This is a genomic window from Mesorhizobium sp. B2-4-13 (assembly GCF_006658535.1).
Lineage (GTDB): Bacteria > Pseudomonadota > Alphaproteobacteria > Rhizobiales > Rhizobiaceae > Mesorhizobium > Mesorhizobium australicum.
On sequence record NZ_VFVB01000006.1, the window covers coordinates 26,951 to 44,550 of the forward strand.

General features: G+C 64.1%; 14 protein-coding genes. 10 read left to right on the top strand and 4 right to left on the bottom strand.

Annotated features, from left to right (window positions below; all coding sequences use genetic code 11):
• Positions 1 to 2: 2 nt before the first annotated feature.
• Positions 3 to 635 carry a LysE family translocator gene (locus FJ936_RS17355; protein ID WP_141906831.1) on the bottom strand — a complete coding sequence of 211 codons (633 nt, stop codon included), beginning with the start codon at positions 633 to 635 and terminating at the stop codon, positions 3 to 5.
• 124 nt (positions 636 to 759) lie between these two features.
• Entirely contained in the window at positions 760 to 2,745 is a 1,986-nt protein-coding gene (locus FJ936_RS17360) for a TadE/TadG family type IV pilus assembly protein (protein WP_181763148.1), read from the bottom strand.
• Between the two features lie 258 nt (positions 2,746 to 3,003).
• Between FJ936_RS17360 and FJ936_RS17365 the strand changes: the two genes are divergently transcribed.
• Both FJ936_RS17365 and FJ936_RS17370 read left to right on the top strand, forming a co-directional pair.
• Entirely contained in the window at positions 3,004 to 3,864 is an 861-nt protein-coding gene (locus tag FJ936_RS17365; protein WP_140720939.1) for a TIGR01459 family HAD-type hydrolase, read from the top strand.
• A gap of 6 nt (positions 3,865 to 3,870) precedes the next feature.
• Positions 3,871 to 4,851: a bifunctional riboflavin kinase/FAD synthetase gene (locus tag FJ936_RS17370; protein WP_015318364.1), complete on the top strand. Its 981-nt coding sequence runs from the start codon at positions 3,871 to 3,873 to the stop codon at positions 4,849 to 4,851.
• A 29-nt stretch (positions 4,852 to 4,880) separates the two neighbouring features.
• On the opposite strand, the gene FJ936_RS17375 is transcribed toward FJ936_RS17370, so the two are convergent.
• Entirely contained in the window at positions 4,881 to 5,435 is a 555-nt protein-coding gene (locus FJ936_RS17375) for an HdeD family acid-resistance protein (RefSeq protein ID WP_015318363.1), read from the bottom strand.
• A gap of 188 nt (positions 5,436 to 5,623) precedes the next feature.
• On the opposite strand from FJ936_RS17375, the gene FJ936_RS17380 reads away from it, so the two are divergent.
• The 3 genes from FJ936_RS17380 (at position 5,624) to FJ936_RS17390 (ending at position 10,581) form a co-directional block, all read left to right on the top strand.
• Complete coding sequence (locus FJ936_RS17380; protein ID WP_140792034.1) at positions 5,624 to 6,436, top strand: MipA/OmpV family protein; 813 nt, start codon at positions 5,624 to 5,626, stop codon at positions 6,434 to 6,436.
• A gap of 283 nt (positions 6,437 to 6,719) precedes the next feature.
• A complete protein-coding gene (ileS, locus tag FJ936_RS17385) occupies positions 6,720 to 9,704 on the top strand; it encodes an isoleucine--tRNA ligase (protein WP_140792035.1) in 2,985 nt (994 codons plus the stop codon).
• Between the two features lie 205 nt (positions 9,705 to 9,909).
• A complete protein-coding gene (locus FJ936_RS17390) occupies positions 9,910 to 10,581 on the top strand; it encodes a hypothetical protein (protein WP_015318360.1) in 672 nt (223 codons plus the stop codon).
• Positions 10,582 to 10,615: 34 nt separating this feature from the next.
• Here FJ936_RS17390 and FJ936_RS17395 read toward each other — a convergent pair whose 3' ends face one another.
• Complete coding sequence (locus FJ936_RS17395; RefSeq protein ID WP_041163474.1) at positions 10,616 to 11,065, bottom strand: nucleoside deaminase; 450 nt, start codon at positions 11,063 to 11,065, stop codon at positions 10,616 to 10,618.
• Positions 11,066 to 11,245: 180 nt separating this feature from the next.
• Here FJ936_RS17395 and FJ936_RS17400 point away from each other — a divergent pair, with 180 nt between their 5' ends.
• From FJ936_RS17400 to FJ936_RS17420, 5 genes are all read left to right on the top strand, one after another.
• On the top strand, positions 11,246 to 13,258 hold the full coding sequence (locus FJ936_RS17400) for a pseudouridine synthase (RefSeq protein WP_140792037.1): 2,013 nt from the start codon (positions 11,246 to 11,248) through the stop codon (positions 13,256 to 13,258).
• Positions 13,255 to 13,809 (top strand): 16S rRNA (guanine(966)-N(2))-methyltransferase RsmD, encoded by a 555-nt coding sequence (gene rsmD, locus FJ936_RS17405; RefSeq protein ID WP_015318357.1) that lies wholly within the window; start codon positions 13,255 to 13,257, stop codon positions 13,807 to 13,809. The genes FJ936_RS17400 and rsmD overlap by 4 nt, the downstream gene beginning before the upstream one ends.
• A gap of 119 nt (positions 13,810 to 13,928) precedes the next feature.
• On the top strand, positions 13,929 to 15,317 hold the full coding sequence (locus FJ936_RS17410; RefSeq protein WP_015318356.1) for a pitrilysin family protein: 1,389 nt from the start codon (positions 13,929 to 13,931) through the stop codon (positions 15,315 to 15,317).
• Between the two features lie 2 nt (positions 15,318 to 15,319).
• Complete coding sequence (locus FJ936_RS17415) at positions 15,320 to 16,717, top strand: pitrilysin family protein (RefSeq protein ID WP_181171420.1); 1,398 nt, start codon at positions 15,320 to 15,322, stop codon at positions 16,715 to 16,717.
• Positions 16,714 to 17,586 carry a patatin-like phospholipase family protein gene (locus FJ936_RS17420; protein ID WP_015318354.1) on the top strand — a complete coding sequence of 291 codons (873 nt, stop codon included), beginning with the start codon at positions 16,714 to 16,716 and terminating at the stop codon, positions 17,584 to 17,586. Before FJ936_RS17415 ends, FJ936_RS17420 begins: the two co-directional genes overlap by 4 nt.
• Positions 17,587 to 17,600: the final 14 nt, after the last annotated feature.

Genomic DNA, 17,600 nt, shown 5'->3' on the forward strand with positions numbered 1-17,600 from the left:
CTTCAGCGCTGCGCGTCGGTCGCCATCTTCAGCGCCAGCGCCGTCAGCACGGTTCCCATCATCCAGCGCTGAATGACCAGCCACAGCGGGCGTCCGGCGAGGAAGGTGGCGATCGAGCCGGCCGTCAGCGCGATGACGGCGTTGACGCTGAGGCTGATCGATATCTGCGTCGCGCCCAGCACCAGAAGCTGCGACAGGACATGGCCCTTGCCAGGGCTGATGAACTGCGGCAGCAGCGACAGATAGAGAACGGCCACCTTGGGATTGAGCAGATTGGTCATCAATCCCATGGCGAACAGCTTGCGCGGCCGGTCCTTCGGCAGGTCGCGCACCTGGAATGGCGAGCGTCCGCCCGGTTTCACGGCCTGCCAGGCCAGCCACAAGAGGTAGAGTACGCCGGCAAAGCGCAGCATATCATAGGCATAAGGCACCGCGATCAGCAGCGCCGTGATGCCGAACGCGGCCGACAGCACGTAGAACAGGAATCCGACCGCAACCCCGCCAAGCGAGATCAGTCCGGCCTTCGGCCCTTGCGACAGTGAGCGCGAGATCAGATAGATCATGTTCGGACCCGGCGTCAGCACCATGCCGAGGCAGACCAGCGCGAAGGCGAGATGGTTGGCGGTATCGGGCATTGTTCGTTCCCCAGCCTGCCGCGATGGATGAGAGACCATGCGAGCGGCCAATCTGTGCCTGTCACGGCAGGCGCCCGCAAGGGCTTGACGGCGCCGGGCGTTGCGCCAGGGGAAGGAACTCGGGTTAGCCGACCACACGCAGGTTCGACAGCTCGTTGCCGATTTCCTTGAAATCGTTTGCCAGGCTGGCGCCGGTCGCATTCCAGAACAGCTTCGCCGGTTTGCTCGGATCCGTCGCATCCTTGCGGAAGCGTGAATTCGACGAGCAGGACCTCAGCGCATCGATCGCCAGCTTGTCGCTGGCCTTGGTCGTCGACAGGTCGAGCGCCACCGTCATCACCATGATGTTGGCTGCCTTGGCGTTGTTGCAGAGCGTGGCCATCTGCTCGTTGAGGGCATTGGTGTAGTTGCCGTTCGAATAGTCGAACTGACCGATGGCGCTCGATGTGCCCATGAACAGGCGTCCGACCGAGGTGCCGTTGTAGCCGGGGTTGAGGTAGCCGAAGGAGGCGTAGGTCGATTTCGAATTGGCGGGGTCGGAATAGCCCAGCGAGGATGGCGTATAATAGGTGTTGGCGCCGTCGGTCAGCACGATCACCACCTTGTCGTTGCCTCTTTCGGTTTCCGGGCGCCCTTGCGTGAACGGCTCTCCGCTCGAGACCACCCGCCAGCCCCAGGCCATGCCCTCGGGAACATTGGTGCCGCCATTCGGCTGCATCAGGTCGATCGCCGCCTTGATCGAGGTGAGCCCGTCGGCGACGCTGACATCGGTCAGCGGCGTGATCGGGTTGGTGGTGCAGCTGTAATTCGGCCCGTTGCCGGCAGGCAGTGCCGGCGCATCGATCGGCCGCGGCTGGAAATATTTGGCCATGTTGCGCAGCCGCGATTGGCCGCTGCTGCTTGATGGATCGTCGTTCCACCAGCTGTTGATGGCACCATAAGTTACCGGTGCGGCCTCGTCGGGGTCCTGGGTGAGTCTCCAGTGATTGCCGGGTTCGTCGGGCGCGAACATCGGCACGAACATCGTTGCCGGATCGCCGACCCCGACGCCGGTGTTGGCCGAGCCACCGGACGGCGTGGCGTCGTTGATATTGTAAGGGTAGGGCCGTGCCTCGACGCAGCCTTGCCAACTGGCGAACGGACCGTAGGAATCGACATAGTCATATTCGTTGTGGCTGCTTTTGCAGGTGTTGTTCGAATTGTATGCGTCGCAGACCACGCGCTTGCTATTGACGACACGCTCGTGGTTGGTGACGACCTTCATGTCGCGATAAAGCGAAAACCGGGTCAGCATCTGGCCTTCCTCGGTTCCCCAGCCGGTGCCGCGCTTGTACCAGATGCCGTTGGTCTGCTGGGCGTATTTGTTGGCGCCGTTCAGCGTCGACCAGTCGAAATTCTCGTTCGATACCGGCGACAGACCCTCGGTGTCCATCCACGAGGCGTTGCCGTTGCCGGGGCCGACATTGACGGAGGCGGCAAAGGGCACGAGGCCGAATTGCACCGGCCTGTCGACCTGCTTGATCATCGCGGCCTGCTGGGCAAGCGTGTCGACCAGTTGCTTGGCCGCTGTTTTGAGCAGATCGATGCGCTTTTGTCCTGAGCCGGTGCCGGGCGTGACCATCGATCCGGAATTGTCGAGCACCAGGGCAACCTCCAGCGTGTTCTTCAGCCGGACTTGCGAGGTGACGTTGAAGCTGAGCCTCTGGTTGGCATCGGTCGCCGATTTGCCGACGAACTGGGCGAAGGCGGGGTAGAAATAGGGTTTGTAATTAAGTTGGGCGGTCATGGTCAGCAGGCCGCCGCCACTGGTGTTGCTCGGCAAGGTGACGTTGAGCGTCGCGCTGGCGGGATCGATGTCGTTCAAATTGGCGTTGAAAAAGTCGAGCGCGTAGGCTCTCAGCTGATCGTCGGTGGCGCCTTCCGTCAGCCGGCGGGCCGTGGCGAAGTTGGCGGCGTCGAGCGCGTTCATCACCATCTGCTTTTCACGGTTCATTTCCGTGAAATCGACCGCGATCGCCAGGCCGCCCATCAGCGGCACCATCGCCACAGCCGTCATGAGAGCATAGTTGCCGCGCCTGTCGCGGCGGAACTGACGCCAGATTTCAAACATGCTTGCAGCGGCCCCCGCCGACGGATTCTCGGCCGGCGCCAGCTTTCCACAAAACGCTGAAGGACGGGTTTGGGAAACCGCTCTATTGCTTGGTCGGCGCTTCACCAACCGCTAACCAATCAAGGCCGCGGCTTGCGCCGCAATTCGCGCCGATCAAGGCGAAAGCTGGTGACAGCATGGGCCGGTTCGGATAATTCGAACCGGCCGCGGGGAACCGTCGGCCGCTGTAACCGCAACGATCATACTGAAGGAAACGGCATGGCGGATTCGCCTGAAATCGTCGGCTCGCTCGAAGACGTCTCGAAAGCCTATTCGGCAATTCTTTGCGATGTCTGGGGGGTGGTGCACAATGGCGAATGGCATTTTCCGGCTGCCGCGGCTGCGCTGGCAGCGGCAAGGGCGGACGGCACTCCTGTCGTTCTGATCACCAATTCGCCGCGCCGCAGCGCCGATGTCGTGGCGCAGATGAGCGTGATCGGCGTTCCGCCATCAGCCTATGACCGTGTGGTGACCTCGGGCGACGTGACCCGTGATCTGATCGCGGAGGGCCCGCGCAAGGTCTTCCACATCGGCGCCGACCGCGATCTGACCCTTTATGACGGCCTCGATGTCGAACTCGTCGAGGAGTTCGAGGCCACCGGTGTGGTGTGCACCGGACTGTTCGACGACGAGGTCGAAAAACCTGACGACTATACGGAACTGCTGCGCCGGTTGCGCGCCAGGAACCTGCCGTTCATCTGCGCCAATCCCGATATCATGGTGGAACGCGGCGAACGGATCATCTGGTGCGCCGGCGCGCTCGCGCGCGACTACGCGCAGCTCGGCGGTCGCACGCTGATCGCCGGAAAACCCTATGCGCCGATTTACGAGGTCGCGATGAAGGAGGTGGCCGAGATCCTCGGCCGGTCGGTTGAGCGTTCGCGAATACTGGCAATCGGCGACGGCATGATGACCGACGTCAAGGGCGCTGCCGACAATGGTTTCGACGTCCTCTATGTCTCTGGCGGCATTCATGCCCGCGACTATGGCGATCCATCCCGGCCGGATCCGGCAAAGCTCGGGCTCTTCCTGGAGCGGCACGGCTATCGTCCGGTGGCCGTGATCGCAAGACTGCAGTAGGTGGCAATGGTCGCGTTCCAGCATCTTACGACAACCGCGCCGCTGCCCGCCGATCTGCGAGGGGGCGTGGTCGCGATCGGCAATTTCGATGGCGTCCACCGCGGCCATCAATCCGTGCTCGAACGGGCATTGGCGGAGGCCGTGCGGCGTGGCGTACCGGCCCTGGTGCTGACCTTTGAACCGCACCCGCGAACGGTTTTCAGGCCTGATCTGCCGCTTTTCGTGCTGACGCCGCCGCCGATGAAGGCGCACCTCCTGTCGCTGCTGGGCTTTGCCGCGCTCGTCGAACAGCCGTTCACGCGCGACTTCGCCTCGCTGTCGGCGGAAGCCTTCGTCACCGATGTGCTGGAGAGGGCGCTGGGCATTACCCACGCCGTGACCGGTTTCGATTTCCATTTCGGCAAGGACCGCCAGGGCGGGCCGGCTTATCTGATGGCTGCCGGCGAGCGCCACGGCTTCGGTGTTACCCTCGTCGACGCCTTTCGCGACGAAGGCGCCGAGGTGGTTTCGTCGAGCCGCATCCGTGCCTTGCTTTGCAAGGGCGAGGTGGCCGAGGCCGCCGGTCTGCTTGGCTATCGCTTTACGGTGGAAAGCGAGGTTGTCGGCGGCCAGCAGCTCGGGCGAACGCTCGGCTTTCCCACAGCCAATATGAGGCTTCCGGCGGAAGCCACGCTCAAGGAAGGGATCTACGCCGTCCGCTTCCGTCGCGCGGACGGTACGCTGCACGACGGCGTCGCCAGCTTTGGCCGCCGCCCGACGGTCGACGACAATGGCGCGCCGCTCCTGGAAACCTTCGTCTTCGACTTTTCCGGCGATCTCTATGGCGAGACTTGCGAGGTGTCGTTCTTCGGCTTCCTGCGCAGCGAGATCAAGTTCGACGGGCTCGACGCACTGGTCGTGCAGATGAAGCGCGATGAAGTCGAGGCCCGCGCGCTGCTTGGCGGCGTCAAGCCGCTCTCCGGCCTGGACGCCGCGGTGGCGTTCTGAAGCATGATCCCGAAAGGGGAAACGAGTTCCTATTTCTTCAACGCAAGACCGACGGCGATGAAGGTCCAGCCCTGGAAGATCAGGTCGATCGCCAGGAACAGTCCGAGCACCCACAGGCTGTTGACCGGCCAGCCCATGGCGATGATCAGGCCCGCGAGCACGCTGATGACGCCCGCCGCGACAATCCAGCCCCAGCCGCGCTCCGGACGGTGGCTGTAGCCGACCCAGGCCCGCAGCGCGCCGGAAGCTACGAGCGCGATGGCCAGCAGGAAGGTCAGCACCGCCGAGGCGAGCAGCGGATTGTCGAAAGCGAAGAACCCTGCGACCGCATAAAGCAGTCCGCTGAGCAGCCAGTAGAAGAAGCGGCCCCAGGTCTTGACCCCGAAAGCATGCATGATCTCGATGATGCCGGCCACCAGCATCAGCCATCCGACAACGTAGACGGAAGCCACCGTGGCGATGAACAGATTGCCGAAGGCTACACCGCCGAGGATCAGCAGCACCACGCCCAGACCGACGAACCATCCCCATTTGTCACGCGTCCGGCCGATCGCGTTCTTCAGAGTATCGCCGTGCAAGGTCATGTCGCCACCTCCATAGAGGACCGCCAGCATGCAGGGAGGTTACCCTCGGCGCCGACCCGCGTCCAGCCGATGGCGGGCGCGATGGTGCAGGCAATGCGCGCTGGATGTCTCGCCCTTAAATCAAATTTTACCAAAGCCTCGTCAAAGCTGTCGCCGCAGGGCAGCTGTATCGTGTTAGTGGAGTGACCATGAGTCAGGTCGGGAAGATTTCTGTAGCCGTGGCTACTGTCGTGCTCGCCATGTCAGGCGCGGCCGAAGCCGGTGATGGCGCTTTCGGCTGGCTGTCCGGCGACTGGTATCTGACGGTCGGCGCGACCGGCCTGGTGGCGCCCAATTTCGAAGGCGGCAAGAAATACATGCTGAGCGCCCAGCCCATCGTTTCGCTGGGCAAGGCCGGCCCTGCTGCTCGCTTCACCTCACGCAACGACAATATTTCGCTGGCGCTTGTCGACGACGGCGGCGTCCGTGCAGGCCTGACCGGCAAGTTCCTGTTCTCGCGCGACGACGGCGATGCCGACGAGCTCAGGGGGCTCGACCCGGTCCGCTGGGGCGGCGAGGTCGGCGGCTTCTTCGAATTCTATCCGACGGACTGGATGCGCGCGCGTGCCGAATTGCGGCATGGCATCCGAGCCCATAACGGCTTTGTCGCTGACATCGCCGCCGATGCATTCTACGATGTGACGCCAACCGTCAGGATTTCAGGTGGTCCGCGCGTGTCGTTCGCCTCGGCGAACTATTTCGATGCCTATTACGGTGTCAACGCGCAGGAAGCCGTGGCCTCGGGTCTGAGCCAGTACAATCCCGGCGGCGGCCTGAAATCCGTCGGCCTCGGTGGCGCGGTGACCTGGAAGGTGACCGATCCGATGACTGCCAGCCTGTTTGGCGAATATTCGCGCCTGGAGGGTCCGGCCGCCGATTCCAGCCTGGTCAGGGAGCGTGGCGACCGCAACCAGTTCATGGTCGGCGTGTCGACCACCTACCGCTTCGACTTCAAGATGTAAGCGAATCGAACGAGACGCTTTATTCCTGCGCTCTTCTCCGCTAAAAGCCCAGCAATGACGAGCTTTTTGCGCCTTCACGCGCCGACGATACGAATTACCAGCCCGGTGTTCCCAGCAGCCTGAAGGCTGTAGGAGCCGCCGGGAATATTGCGCGCGGCCTCTCGCGCTTTTCCAGATCATCAAAGCATGTCGCCCCGAGTGGGCCCCTTTTTGGGAACGGCATGCGTGTAAAATAGAGTTTCACGCCGCAAGCCACGTGGCCCGGCATGCACATGGCAGACCAATGACCGACGAAACCCAATCGACGATCGACTATTCGAAGACCCTTTATCTGCCGCAGACGGAGTTTCCGATGCGCGCCGGCCTGCCCGAGAAGGAGCCGGTGCTGGTCAAGCGCTGGCAGGACATGGACCTCTACCGCAAGCTGCGCGAGAGCGCGGCGGGGCGTACAAAATACGTGCTGCATGACGGCCCGCCCTACGCCAACGGCAACATCCATATCGGCCACGCGCTGAACAAGATCCTCAAGGACGTCATCACCCGCTCATTCCAGATGCGCGGTTATGACTCGAACTATGTGCCCGGCTGGGACTGTCACGGCCTGCCGATCGAATGGAAGATCGAGGAACAATACCGCGCCAAGGGCAAGAACAAGGACGAGGTGCCGGTCAACGAATTCCGCCAGGAATGCCGTGAATTCGCCGCGCACTGGATCTCGGTGCAGGGTGGAGAGTTCCAGCGTCTCGGTGTCATCGGCGACTTCAAGAACCCTTATACGACCATGGCCCTCCACGCCGAGTCGCGCATCGCCGGTGAATTGTTGAAGTTCGCCATGTCCGGCCAGCTCTACCGTGGTTCCAAGCCGGTGATGTGGAGCGTCGTCGAGCGGACTGCGCTCGCCGAGGCAGAGATCGAGTACCAGGACTACGAGTCAGACACGATCTGGGCGAAGTTTCCGGTGGCCAATCTCGTCGTCGCCAGTGTGGTGGACGGGCAGCCGGCGGAGCTCGATCCGGACCTGAGCGGTCGGTCGCTTGACCTGCTGGATGCTCATGTCGTCATCTGGACGACGACGCCGTGGACCATCCCGGGCAATCGCGCCGTTAGCTATTCGCCGCGTGTCGCCTACGGCCTCTACGAGGTGACGGCGGCCGAGAATGCGTTTGGCCCGCAGCCAGGCGAGAAGCTGATCTTTGCCGATGCGCTGGCAGAGGAAAGCCAGGCCAAGGCCAAGGTCACCTTGAAGCGTCTTCACGGCATCAGCGCCGAGCAGCTTGGAAATCTTGTGCTTTCGCATCCCTTCAAGGGCCTCGGTGGCGGCTATGAATTCCCGGTTGCGATGATTGCCGGCGACCATGTCACCGACGATGCCGGCACCGGCTTCGTGCACACCGCTCCCGGCCATGGCCGGGAGGACTTTGATGCCTGGATGGACGCCGCGCCCGCGCTGCGCCAACGTGGCATCGACACCGAAATCCCGTTCACCGTCGACGATGCCGGCTTCTTCACCAAGGACGCGCCGGGCCTCGGCCCTGACCGCGAAGGCGGAGCCGCGCGCGTGATCGACGACAATGGCAAGAAGGGCAACGCCAACCAGGCGGTCATCGATGAGCTGATCAAGCGCAATGCGCTGTTCGCGCGCGGCCGGCTGAAGCACAGCTACCCGCATTCATGGCGTTCGAAGAAGCCGGTCATCTTCCGCAACACGCCGCAATGGTTCGTCTACATGGACAAGGACCTCGGCGACGGCACCACGCTGCGGGGCCGCGCGCTGAAGGCCATCGACGAGACGCGCTTTGTCCCGGCCGCCGGCCAGAACCGCATTCGCGCCATGATCGAGGAGCGCCCGGACTGGGTGCTGTCGCGCCAGCGCGCCTGGGGCGTGCCGATCGCCGTCTTCGCCGACGAGGATGGCAATGTGCTGAAGGACGAGGCCGTCAACCGCCGTATCATGGACGCCTTCGAGGCGGAAGGCGCCGACGCCTGGTTCGCGCCCGGCGCCAAGGAGCGCTTCCTCGGCAATCACGATGCCTCCAAATGGAAGCAGGTGATGGACATTCTCGACGTCTGGTTCGATTCGGGTTCGACACATGTCTTCACTCTGGAAGACCGGCCCGACTTGAAGTGGCCGGCCGACGTCTATCTCGAAGGCTCCGACCAGCATCGCGGCTGGTTCCACTCCTCGCTGCTCGAAAGTTGCGGCACCAGGGGCAGGGCGCCGTATGACACCGTCGTCACGCATGGCTTCACCATGGACGAGGATGGGCGCAAGATGTCGAAATCGCTCGGCAACACGGTCGTGCCGCAGGATGTGATCAAGCAGTCCGGCGCCGATATCCTGCGGCTCTGGGTGGTGACGACCGACTATTGGGAAGACCAGCGCCTCGGCAAGAACGTGCTGCAGACCAACATCGACGCCTATCGCAAGCTGCGCAACACCATACGCTGGATGCTGGGCACGCTCGCCCATGACGATGGTGAGGTCGTTCCCCTGGAGACGATGCCGGAGCTTGAGCGGCTGATGCTGCACCGGCTGGCCGAACTCGACGAGGTGGTACGCCAGGGCTACGACGCCTTCGAGTTCAAGCGCATCACGCGCGCACTGCTCGATTTCATGGTGGTCGAGCTGTCGGCCTTCTATTTCGATATCCGCAAGGACGCGCTCTACTGCGACGGCCCGTCGAGCGTGAAGCGCAAGGCCTCGGTCCAGGTGGTGCGCCATCTCTTCGACTGCCTGGTGAAATGGCTGGCGCCGATGCTGCCCTTCACCATGGAGGAGGCGTGGCTGGAGCGTCATCCCGATGGGGTGTCGGTGCATCTCGACCAGTTCCCGCAAATCCCTGCGGGTTGGAGGAACGAGGCGCTGGCGGAGAAATGGCGCAAGGTCAGGCAGGTGCGCCGCGTCGTCACCGGCGCGCTCGAGATTGCGCGTGCCCAGAAGGTGATCGGCTCCTCGCTGGAGGCGGTCCCCGTGGTCACGATCAACGACGCGGCGCTCGAGGCGGCGATATCGGACGTCGACATGGCTGAAATGGCCATCACCAGCGATCTCGTCATTGCCCATGGCGAGGCGCCGCGAACCGCCTTCGCCCTCGACGATGTCAAGGGCGTTGCCGTGGTCGTCGAGAAAGCGGAGGATCGCGGCCTGGTCAAATGCGCGCGTTCCTGGCGCTACACCGCCGATGTCGGGCAGGATCCCGAGTTCCCGGATGTTTCGGCACGGGATGCCGCGGTGCTGCACGAATTGAAAGCGCTGGGAAGGCTCTAGTGCCTGTCGCCCAAAGAAGTGCACAAATGCCACGCCGCGCGGGTGCAAACCCGCCCGTGCGTTGCCCTTAACGAGTGGTTGAGGTAAACACGCGAAACTCCGGAAGACAAATTGTCGCCGGATTTCCGTCGCAAGTGCTTGCACGATGGGGACCGGACACAAGGCCGGTGCGATCGAGAGGTTGTCTAGAGTGGGACTTTTTGGCATGACCGAAAGATATAACGCGCGCCTTGCGCTGCTGGCGCCGCTTGTCGCATCGGGCCTCGCTTTGTCCGGCTGCATGGGCTCTCCGACCTACGGCACCGACAAGACCGCCGCCGAGCAGCTGGCCGGCGATCTTACAGGCGCCGTTTCCTTCGCGCCGAAGCGCAAGGACCCGATCGACTACAAGCCGCGTCCCACCCTGGTGAAGCCGGCACCTGGCCAGAAGGAAGCGCTGCCTGCCCCGCAGGAAAGCATTCAGACGGCAAACGCCGGTTGGCCCGAATCGCCCGAGCAGCGCCGCGCGCGCCTGCGCGCCGACGCCACCGCACACCAGAATGATCCGGCCTACCAGTCGGAGATCGTCGATGACGTGCAGACGGATCCGGCTTCGGTGAAAAGGGCGATGGAGGAATCAGGATCCAGCCACCCGCCGGCGTGGAAACCCGCCGATTCCGACAAGGGCCGCGCCGCCGAGATCCAGCGCCGCCTTGCCGAGAGCAAGCAGGGCGATCCGAACACGCGTAAATACCTCAGCGAGCCGCCATTGGCCTACCGTGTCGCCTCCGATGCCGCGCCGCAGAACGAACTCGGCGAAGACGAGTACAAGAAAGAACGCGCTCTCAAGGCAAAGGCCGAGGGCAAGAAGGGCGGCTGGTTCGACTGGTTGCAGTAAGAACAAGTCGCGCAGGTCTTGCGGCGGCCTTCGCTCAGTCTCGACGTCCCCTGAAAAAATCCTTCAGCAGCAGGCCTGCTTCGGTCTCGGCCATGCCCGGATAGATGTCGGGCGTGTGGTGGCAGGTCGGAGAGGCGAAGAAGCGCACGCCGTTGACGACGGCGCCGCCCTTTTCGTCGGCCGCACCAAAATAGAGACGGCGCAGCCTGGCGAAGGAGATTGCCCCGGCGCACATGGCGCAGGGCTCCAGCGTGACATAGAGATCGTGGCCGGTGAGCCGCTCGCTCGAGAGTTTGCCGCAGGCTTCACGGATCACCAGCATCTCGGCATGGGCCGTCGGGTCCGCAAGCTCGCGCGTGCGGTTGCCGGCACTGGCAATAACCGCGCCGCCATTGGCGATGACCGCGCCGACCGGCACTTCGCCACGCAAGGCTGCCGCTTCGGCCTCTTTTAGCGCCAGGGCCATGAAATCCGGCCTCTTCAAGGGGTTTGTCTTCCCATTATATCCTCGCCACCCGGCGGTGATCCTGTTATGGAGCGCATCAACCCGAAAAATCGGACTCGATTTTCGGAAATGATCTGCGCCAAATCAAAAGTGCTACAGCGTTCGTTGCGCGCCGAACGGATGCGCCACGCTGTAGCAGCGCAAACGGACAAAGGCCACATGGACGACAACGACAAGAAATCTCCGCGCAAAGCCGGCCCGGGCAGGAGTGGCCCGAAATCGGCAGCTGCACCTGGCCGCGGTGCCGGCAAGGGCGGGAAGCCGTCTTTTGCTGCAAAAAAACCTTATGCGCCACGTGGCGATCGGCCGATGGCCGCCGACGGCGACCGGCCGAAGCGGGACTTCAAGGGCGGCGACAGGCCATTCAGCAAGGGACCGCGCCCCGAAGGCAAGCCTTATGAAAAGCGCGAAGGCACGCGCAAGCCCTACGCGCCGCGCGGCGACCGCCCGATGGCAGCCGAAGGCGAACGCAAGCCTTATGAAAAGCGGGAGGGACCACGCAAGCCCTACGCGCCGCGCGGCGACCGCCCGATGGCAGCCGAAGGCGAACGCAAGCCTTATGAGAAGCGCGAGGGACCACGCAAGCCCTACGCGCCGCGTGGCGACCGTCCGGTTTCTGCATCGGCGGAGGGCGGTGAAAAGCGCTTCGACCGTCCCAAGCGTGATTTCGGAGATCGTCCGAAGCGGGATTTCGCTGACCGTCCAAAGCGTGACTTTGGCGGCGACAGACCCAAGCGTGATTTCGGTGATCGGCCGCAAGGCGCGTCTGGCGGGGGCTTCAAGCCGCGCTCGCGGCCTGCCGAAGCAACGGAAGAAGCCGGCGAGCGCATCGCCAAGCGGCTGGCACGCGCCGGGCTCGCCTCGCGCCGCGACGCCGAGGAGTTGATCGCCGCCGGCCGCGTCAAGGTCAATGGCAAGGTGCTGGCTTCGCCGGCGTTCAACGTCATGCCCAATGACATCATCCATCTCGATGGCATGGAAATCCCGCCGATCGAACGCACGCGCCTGTTCCTGTTCCACAAGCCGGCCGGCGTCGTCACCACCAACCGCGATCCGGAAGGCCGCAAGACCGTCTTCGACGTGCTGCCGGCCGAACTGCCGCGGCTGATGACCATCGGCCGCCTCGATATCAACACCGAAGGCCTGCTGCTGCTGACCAATGATGGCGGCCTGTCGCGCGTACTCGAACTGCCGGCCACTGGCTGGTTGCGCCGCTACCGCGTGCGCGTTCATGGCAAGGTCGAGGAAAGCGCGCTCGCCGGCCTGCGCGAGGGCATTGCCGTCGACGGCGTCTTCTACGGCGCCATCGAAGCCAGCTTGGATCGCGAGCAGGGCTCCAACGCCTGGCTGACGATCGGTCTGCGCGAGGGCAAGAACCGTGAGGTCAAGAACATCCTCGGCGCGCTCGGCCTCGACGTCACGCGGCTGATCCGCATCTCCTACGGTCCGTTCCAGCTCGAGGACCTCGCCGAGGGCCATGTTCTGGAGATCAAGGGCCGGGTGCTGCGCGACCAGCTCGGCGAGCGCCTGGTCGAGGAATCCGGCGCCAATTTCGAGGCCGAGATAACAAAACCGTTTTCCAACCAGCCGGTGCGGCGCACCGAAGTGCGTGAGGTCGAGCCCGAACGGCCGAAGTTTACGCGAGATGGCGAGCGCCGGCCGATCGGCGAGGGCGGGCTGATCAAGAACCGCAAACGCCGGGAAGGCAGCCGCGACGAGGCGCTCGGCAAACTGTCGACGAGCCCCGACAGGGGTGAGAGACCAGAAAAGAGCTTCGGCGATCGCGGTCCGCGACCGGAGCGCGGTGGCTTTGGCGATAAGCCGCGTGGAAGTTTTGGCGACAAGCCGCGCGGTGGATTCGGTGACAAGCCTCGCGGCGGCGGCAAGAAACCCGAGCGCGAGCAACGGCCGATCGAGCCGCCCGGCCAGCGCAAGGCCAATGTCTGGATGGCGCCGGGAGCCCGGCCGATCGGCAAGGGCAGGGCGGAGGCCGATGCGGCCAAGACGGCCGAGAACAAGGCACGCAAGGCCTCGTTCAAGCCGTCTTATGGCAAGCCCGCCGGCAAGCCAGGTGGCGCGAAACCGTTCGGCAAGCCGCGTGGCGAGCGTCCAGGAGGCGCCGGTGGCGGCGAGCGGCCGCGCGGCGGCCCCAAGGGCCCCCGGACAAGATGAGAATCGTCGGCGGTGAGTTTCGCGGGCGTCCGCTGGCGACGCCCCGCAGCAGCGCCATCCGCCCGACGACCGATCGCACCCGCGAGGCCGTCTTCAACGTTCTGGCGCATCGCTTTGCCGGGCAACTGGACGGCGCGCGCGTGCTCGACCTGTTCGCTGGCACCGGCGCGCTTGGCCTGGAAGCCCTGTCGCGCGGGGCATCCTATGGCGTCTTCATCGAGGAATCGGCCGAGGGCCGTGGTCTGATCCGCGACAATGTCGAAGCCTTCGGCCTGACCGGACGCACCAAGATCTTCCGCCGCGACGCAACCGGCCTTGGCGAGGCGGGCACGCTGGCGCCGTTCGGCCTGGTCTTTGCCGATCCGCCCTATGGCAAGGGCCTTGGCGAGCTAGCCCTGCGGTCGGCCCAGGCCGGCGGCTGGCTGCGGCCAGGCGCACTCTGTGTGGTCGAGGAGACGGCGGTGGTTCCCTTCGAGCCAGGCCCGGGCTTTTCCGTGCTTGATGAGCGCAACTATGGCGAGACCGTGATCCGCTTCATCGAAGCTGCCTGAGAGGCCTGCTTTCAGCCGTGGCCTCTTTGCCGCCGCCTTTGCCGGCAACATGACCAACAATTCACTTTGCTTGTCGCCAGCGCCTTGCCTATCGTCGCTGCATGAAACCGGAGCCATCGATGACATCAAGGACTGAATGGCTTCGGGCCACGCTGCTGGCGACGTCGCTGGCATTGTTCATGACCGCCCCCGTCCTGGCGGACGGCCCCGTATTGCCAAGCACAGTGCCGGCCGAGTTCAAGGTCACGGACTTCCTGCTCGACAACGGCATGGAAGTGGTCGTCATTCCCGATCACCGCGCGCCGATCGTCACCCACATGGTCTGGTACAAGATCGGCAGCGCCGACGAGCCGCCGGGCAAATCCGGCATCGCCCATTTCTTCGAGCATCTGATGTTCAAGGCCACGGCCCACCACGCGGCCGGCGAGTTCGACCGCGCCGTCTCCGACATTGGCGGCTCCAACAACGCCTTCACCTCCTACGACTACACCGCATTCCATGAGACGGTGGCACCGTCGGCGCTCGAGCTGATGATGAGCTTCGAAGCCGACCGCATGCGCAACCTCATCCTCACCGATGACGTCATCAAGACCGAGCGCGATGTCATCCTGGAGGAGCGCCGCTCGCGCATCGACAACAATCCGCAGGCCGTGCTCGACGAAGAGGTCGATGCCACGCTATGGCAGAACCAGCCCTATCGCATCCCAGTCATCGGCTGGATGCAGGAGATGGAGCAGCTGAACCGCACCGACGCGGTGGCGTTCTACAACAAATACTACCGGCCCAACAACGTCGTGCTGATCGTGACCGGCGATGTCGAACCGGACACGGTGAAGGCGCTGGCCGAGAAGACCTATGGCAAGGTGGCGCGCGGGCCGGACCTGCCGCCGCGCGTTCGCCCGGTCGAGCCGGAGCAGAACACCAGGCGCACGGTCACGCTTTCCGATGCTCGCGTCAGCGTGCCGAGTTTCTCGACGCAATGGGTGGTGCCATCCTACCATACCGCCAAGCCGGGCGAGGCCGAGGCGCTCGACCTGCTGGCCGAGATTCTCGGCGGCGGCAACCGCAGCCGGCTTTACCAAGCCCTTGTCGTCAAGCAGGGCATTGCTTCCGGCGCCGGTGCGTACTTCCAGGGCACCATGCTCGACGACACCAATTTCACTGTCTACGGCGCGCCGCGCGGTGACGCCAAGCTGGCCGACGTCGAAGCCGCGGTCGATGCGGAAGTGGCACGCATCGCCAGCGACGGCGTCACCCCGGACGAGCTCGAAAAAGCCAAGGACCGCTATGTCAGGTCGATGATCTTTGCTCGCGACAAGCAGGATTCCATGGCCAACATCTATGGCTCGACGCTTGCCACCGGCGGCAACGTCCAGGACGTGCAGCAATGGCCGGACCGCATCCGCAAGGTCACCACCGACGAGGTCAAGGCCGTTGCCGCGCGCTATCTGGTATTGGCCCGCTCGACGACCGGCTATCTCTTGCCGCAGCAACAGGCGGGGAATTGATGATGACGAACCAGTTTAGCGGCGCGTTGACGTCGCCCCGCCAGGCTCCCCCTTCTCCCCTCGCGCGAGAAGGGAAGGCCCTCCACGCCCTCGCAACCTTCTTCCTCTCCGTCCTCTTCCTGGTTCTGCCGGCACTTGCCGCCCGCGCCATGGAGATCCAGTCCGTTACCTCCTCGAAAGGCGTCACGGCCTGGCTGGTCGAGGACTATTCCGTGCCGGTGGTCGCCGTCCGCTTCGTCTTCGGCGGCGGCTCGACGCAAGATCCGGTGGGGAAGGAAGGTCTCGCCAACCTGATGACCGGCCTGTTCGACGAGGGTGCCGGCCCGCTCGACTCGGAAGCCTTCCAGATCAAGCTCGACGATGCCGGGGCGGAAATGAGCTTCGACGAGACCCGCGATGGCATCTACGGTTCCATGCGCATGCTGGCCGAACAGCGCGACGAAGCCTTCGACCTGTTGCGTCTGGCGGTCAATGAGCCGCGCTTCGACCAGGCGCCGATCGACCGCATCCGCGCGCAGGTCCTGTCCGGCATCATCGCCAACGAGAACGATCCCGACACGGTGGCGCAGAACCGGTGGGCGCGCGCCGTCTATGGCGACCACCCTTATTCGCGTTCCGACCAGGGCACCAGGCAGAGCATCGCCGCCGTCACGCAGGCCGATCTCGAGGCCCTGCACAAGGCGGTGTTCGCGCGCGGCGGCCTGCATGTCGCCGTGGTCGGGGCCATCGACCCCGAGACCCTGAAGAAGAAGCTCGACATGGTGTTCGGCGACTTGCCGCGGGACCAGGCGCTCGCTCCTGTAGCCGATATCGAGCCCAAGCTGGCGCAGCATATCGAGGTCAATTACGACCTGCCGCAGACATCGCTGCAGCTCGCCTGGCCGGGCGTGAAGCGCAAGGCGACGGATTTCTTCCCGGCGGTGCTGATGAATGAGATCCTCGGCGGTGGAACTTTCACCTCGCGCCTGTTCCAGGAGGTCCGCGAAAAGCGCGGGCTCGCCTACAGCGTCAATTCCTCTCTGGTCAACCAGGACCATGCCAATGCGCTGATCGTCACCACTGGGACGCGCTCCGATCGCGCGGCCGAGACGCTCGCTATCGTGCGCGACGTCGCCAAGCGCCTGGCCGAGGATGGCCCGACTGAGGCCGAACTGGCGGCGACCAAGAAATATCTGATCGGCGCCTATGCGATCAGCAATCTGGATTCGTCGAGTTCCATCGCCGCCACGCTTGTCGAGCTGCAGATTGACGATCTCGGCATCGACTACATGCAGCGCCGGGCCGGCTATATCAACGCGGTGACGATCGATCAGGTCAAGGCGGCGGCGAAGAAGCTGCTGACGACCGAGCCGACCGTCATGGTGGTCGGGCCGCCGCTGGCGGGAGCCGGCAAGGGATGAGCCCCACTTTCGGCATAGCGTTCGGCGGTGGCGGCGCGCGCGGTCTGGCGCATATCCATGTCATCGAGGCGCTGGACGAGCTCGGCATCAAGCCGGTGGCGATAGCCGGCTCGTCGATCGGCGCCATCATGGGTGCCGGCATGGCCTCGGGTATGACCGGCAAGGATATCCACGACTATGCCCGCTCGATCCTCGGCCGCCGCGCCGAGGTGGCGAGCCGCATGTGGCGGGCGCGGCCGGGCACGATCGCGGAAGCCATGCAAAATGGCATCCGCGTCAGCCAGTTCAATGTCGAGCGCATCCTGAAGGCGTTTCTGCCCGAGGCGATTCCCGAAACCTTCGCCGGATTGAAAATCCCGCTGAAGGTGACGGCAACCGACTATTTCGGCCACAAGCTCGCTGTGTTTGACGATGGCGACCTGCATTCCGCCCTTGCGGCCTCAGCCGCCATTCCTGCCGTCTTCCGTCCAGTGACGCGCGACGGCAGGCTGCTGATCGACGGCGGCATCTACAACCCCGTGCCCTTCGACCTGATCGAGAAGGATGCCGATATCATCATCGGCGTCGACGTGGTTGGCGCGCCGGAAGAGGCCGACCGCAAGCAGCCGACCTCCGTCGACCTGATGTTCGGCGCCACGCAATTGATGATGCAGTCGATCATCGCCAACAAGCTGAAACAGTGCCAGCCCGACATACTGGTCCGCCCGGCGGTGTCGAAATACCGCGTCCTCGATTTCCTGAAGATCGAGGCCCTGATGAGCGAGACGGTTGAAATCAAGGATCGGCTGAAGCGGGAGGTGGAGGTCGCAATTGAACGGCGTTCCGCCAAGGTCGAGGCAAAAAGGACAAGAACACCAGCCAGGTCGTGATCGCGGTCAGCGAG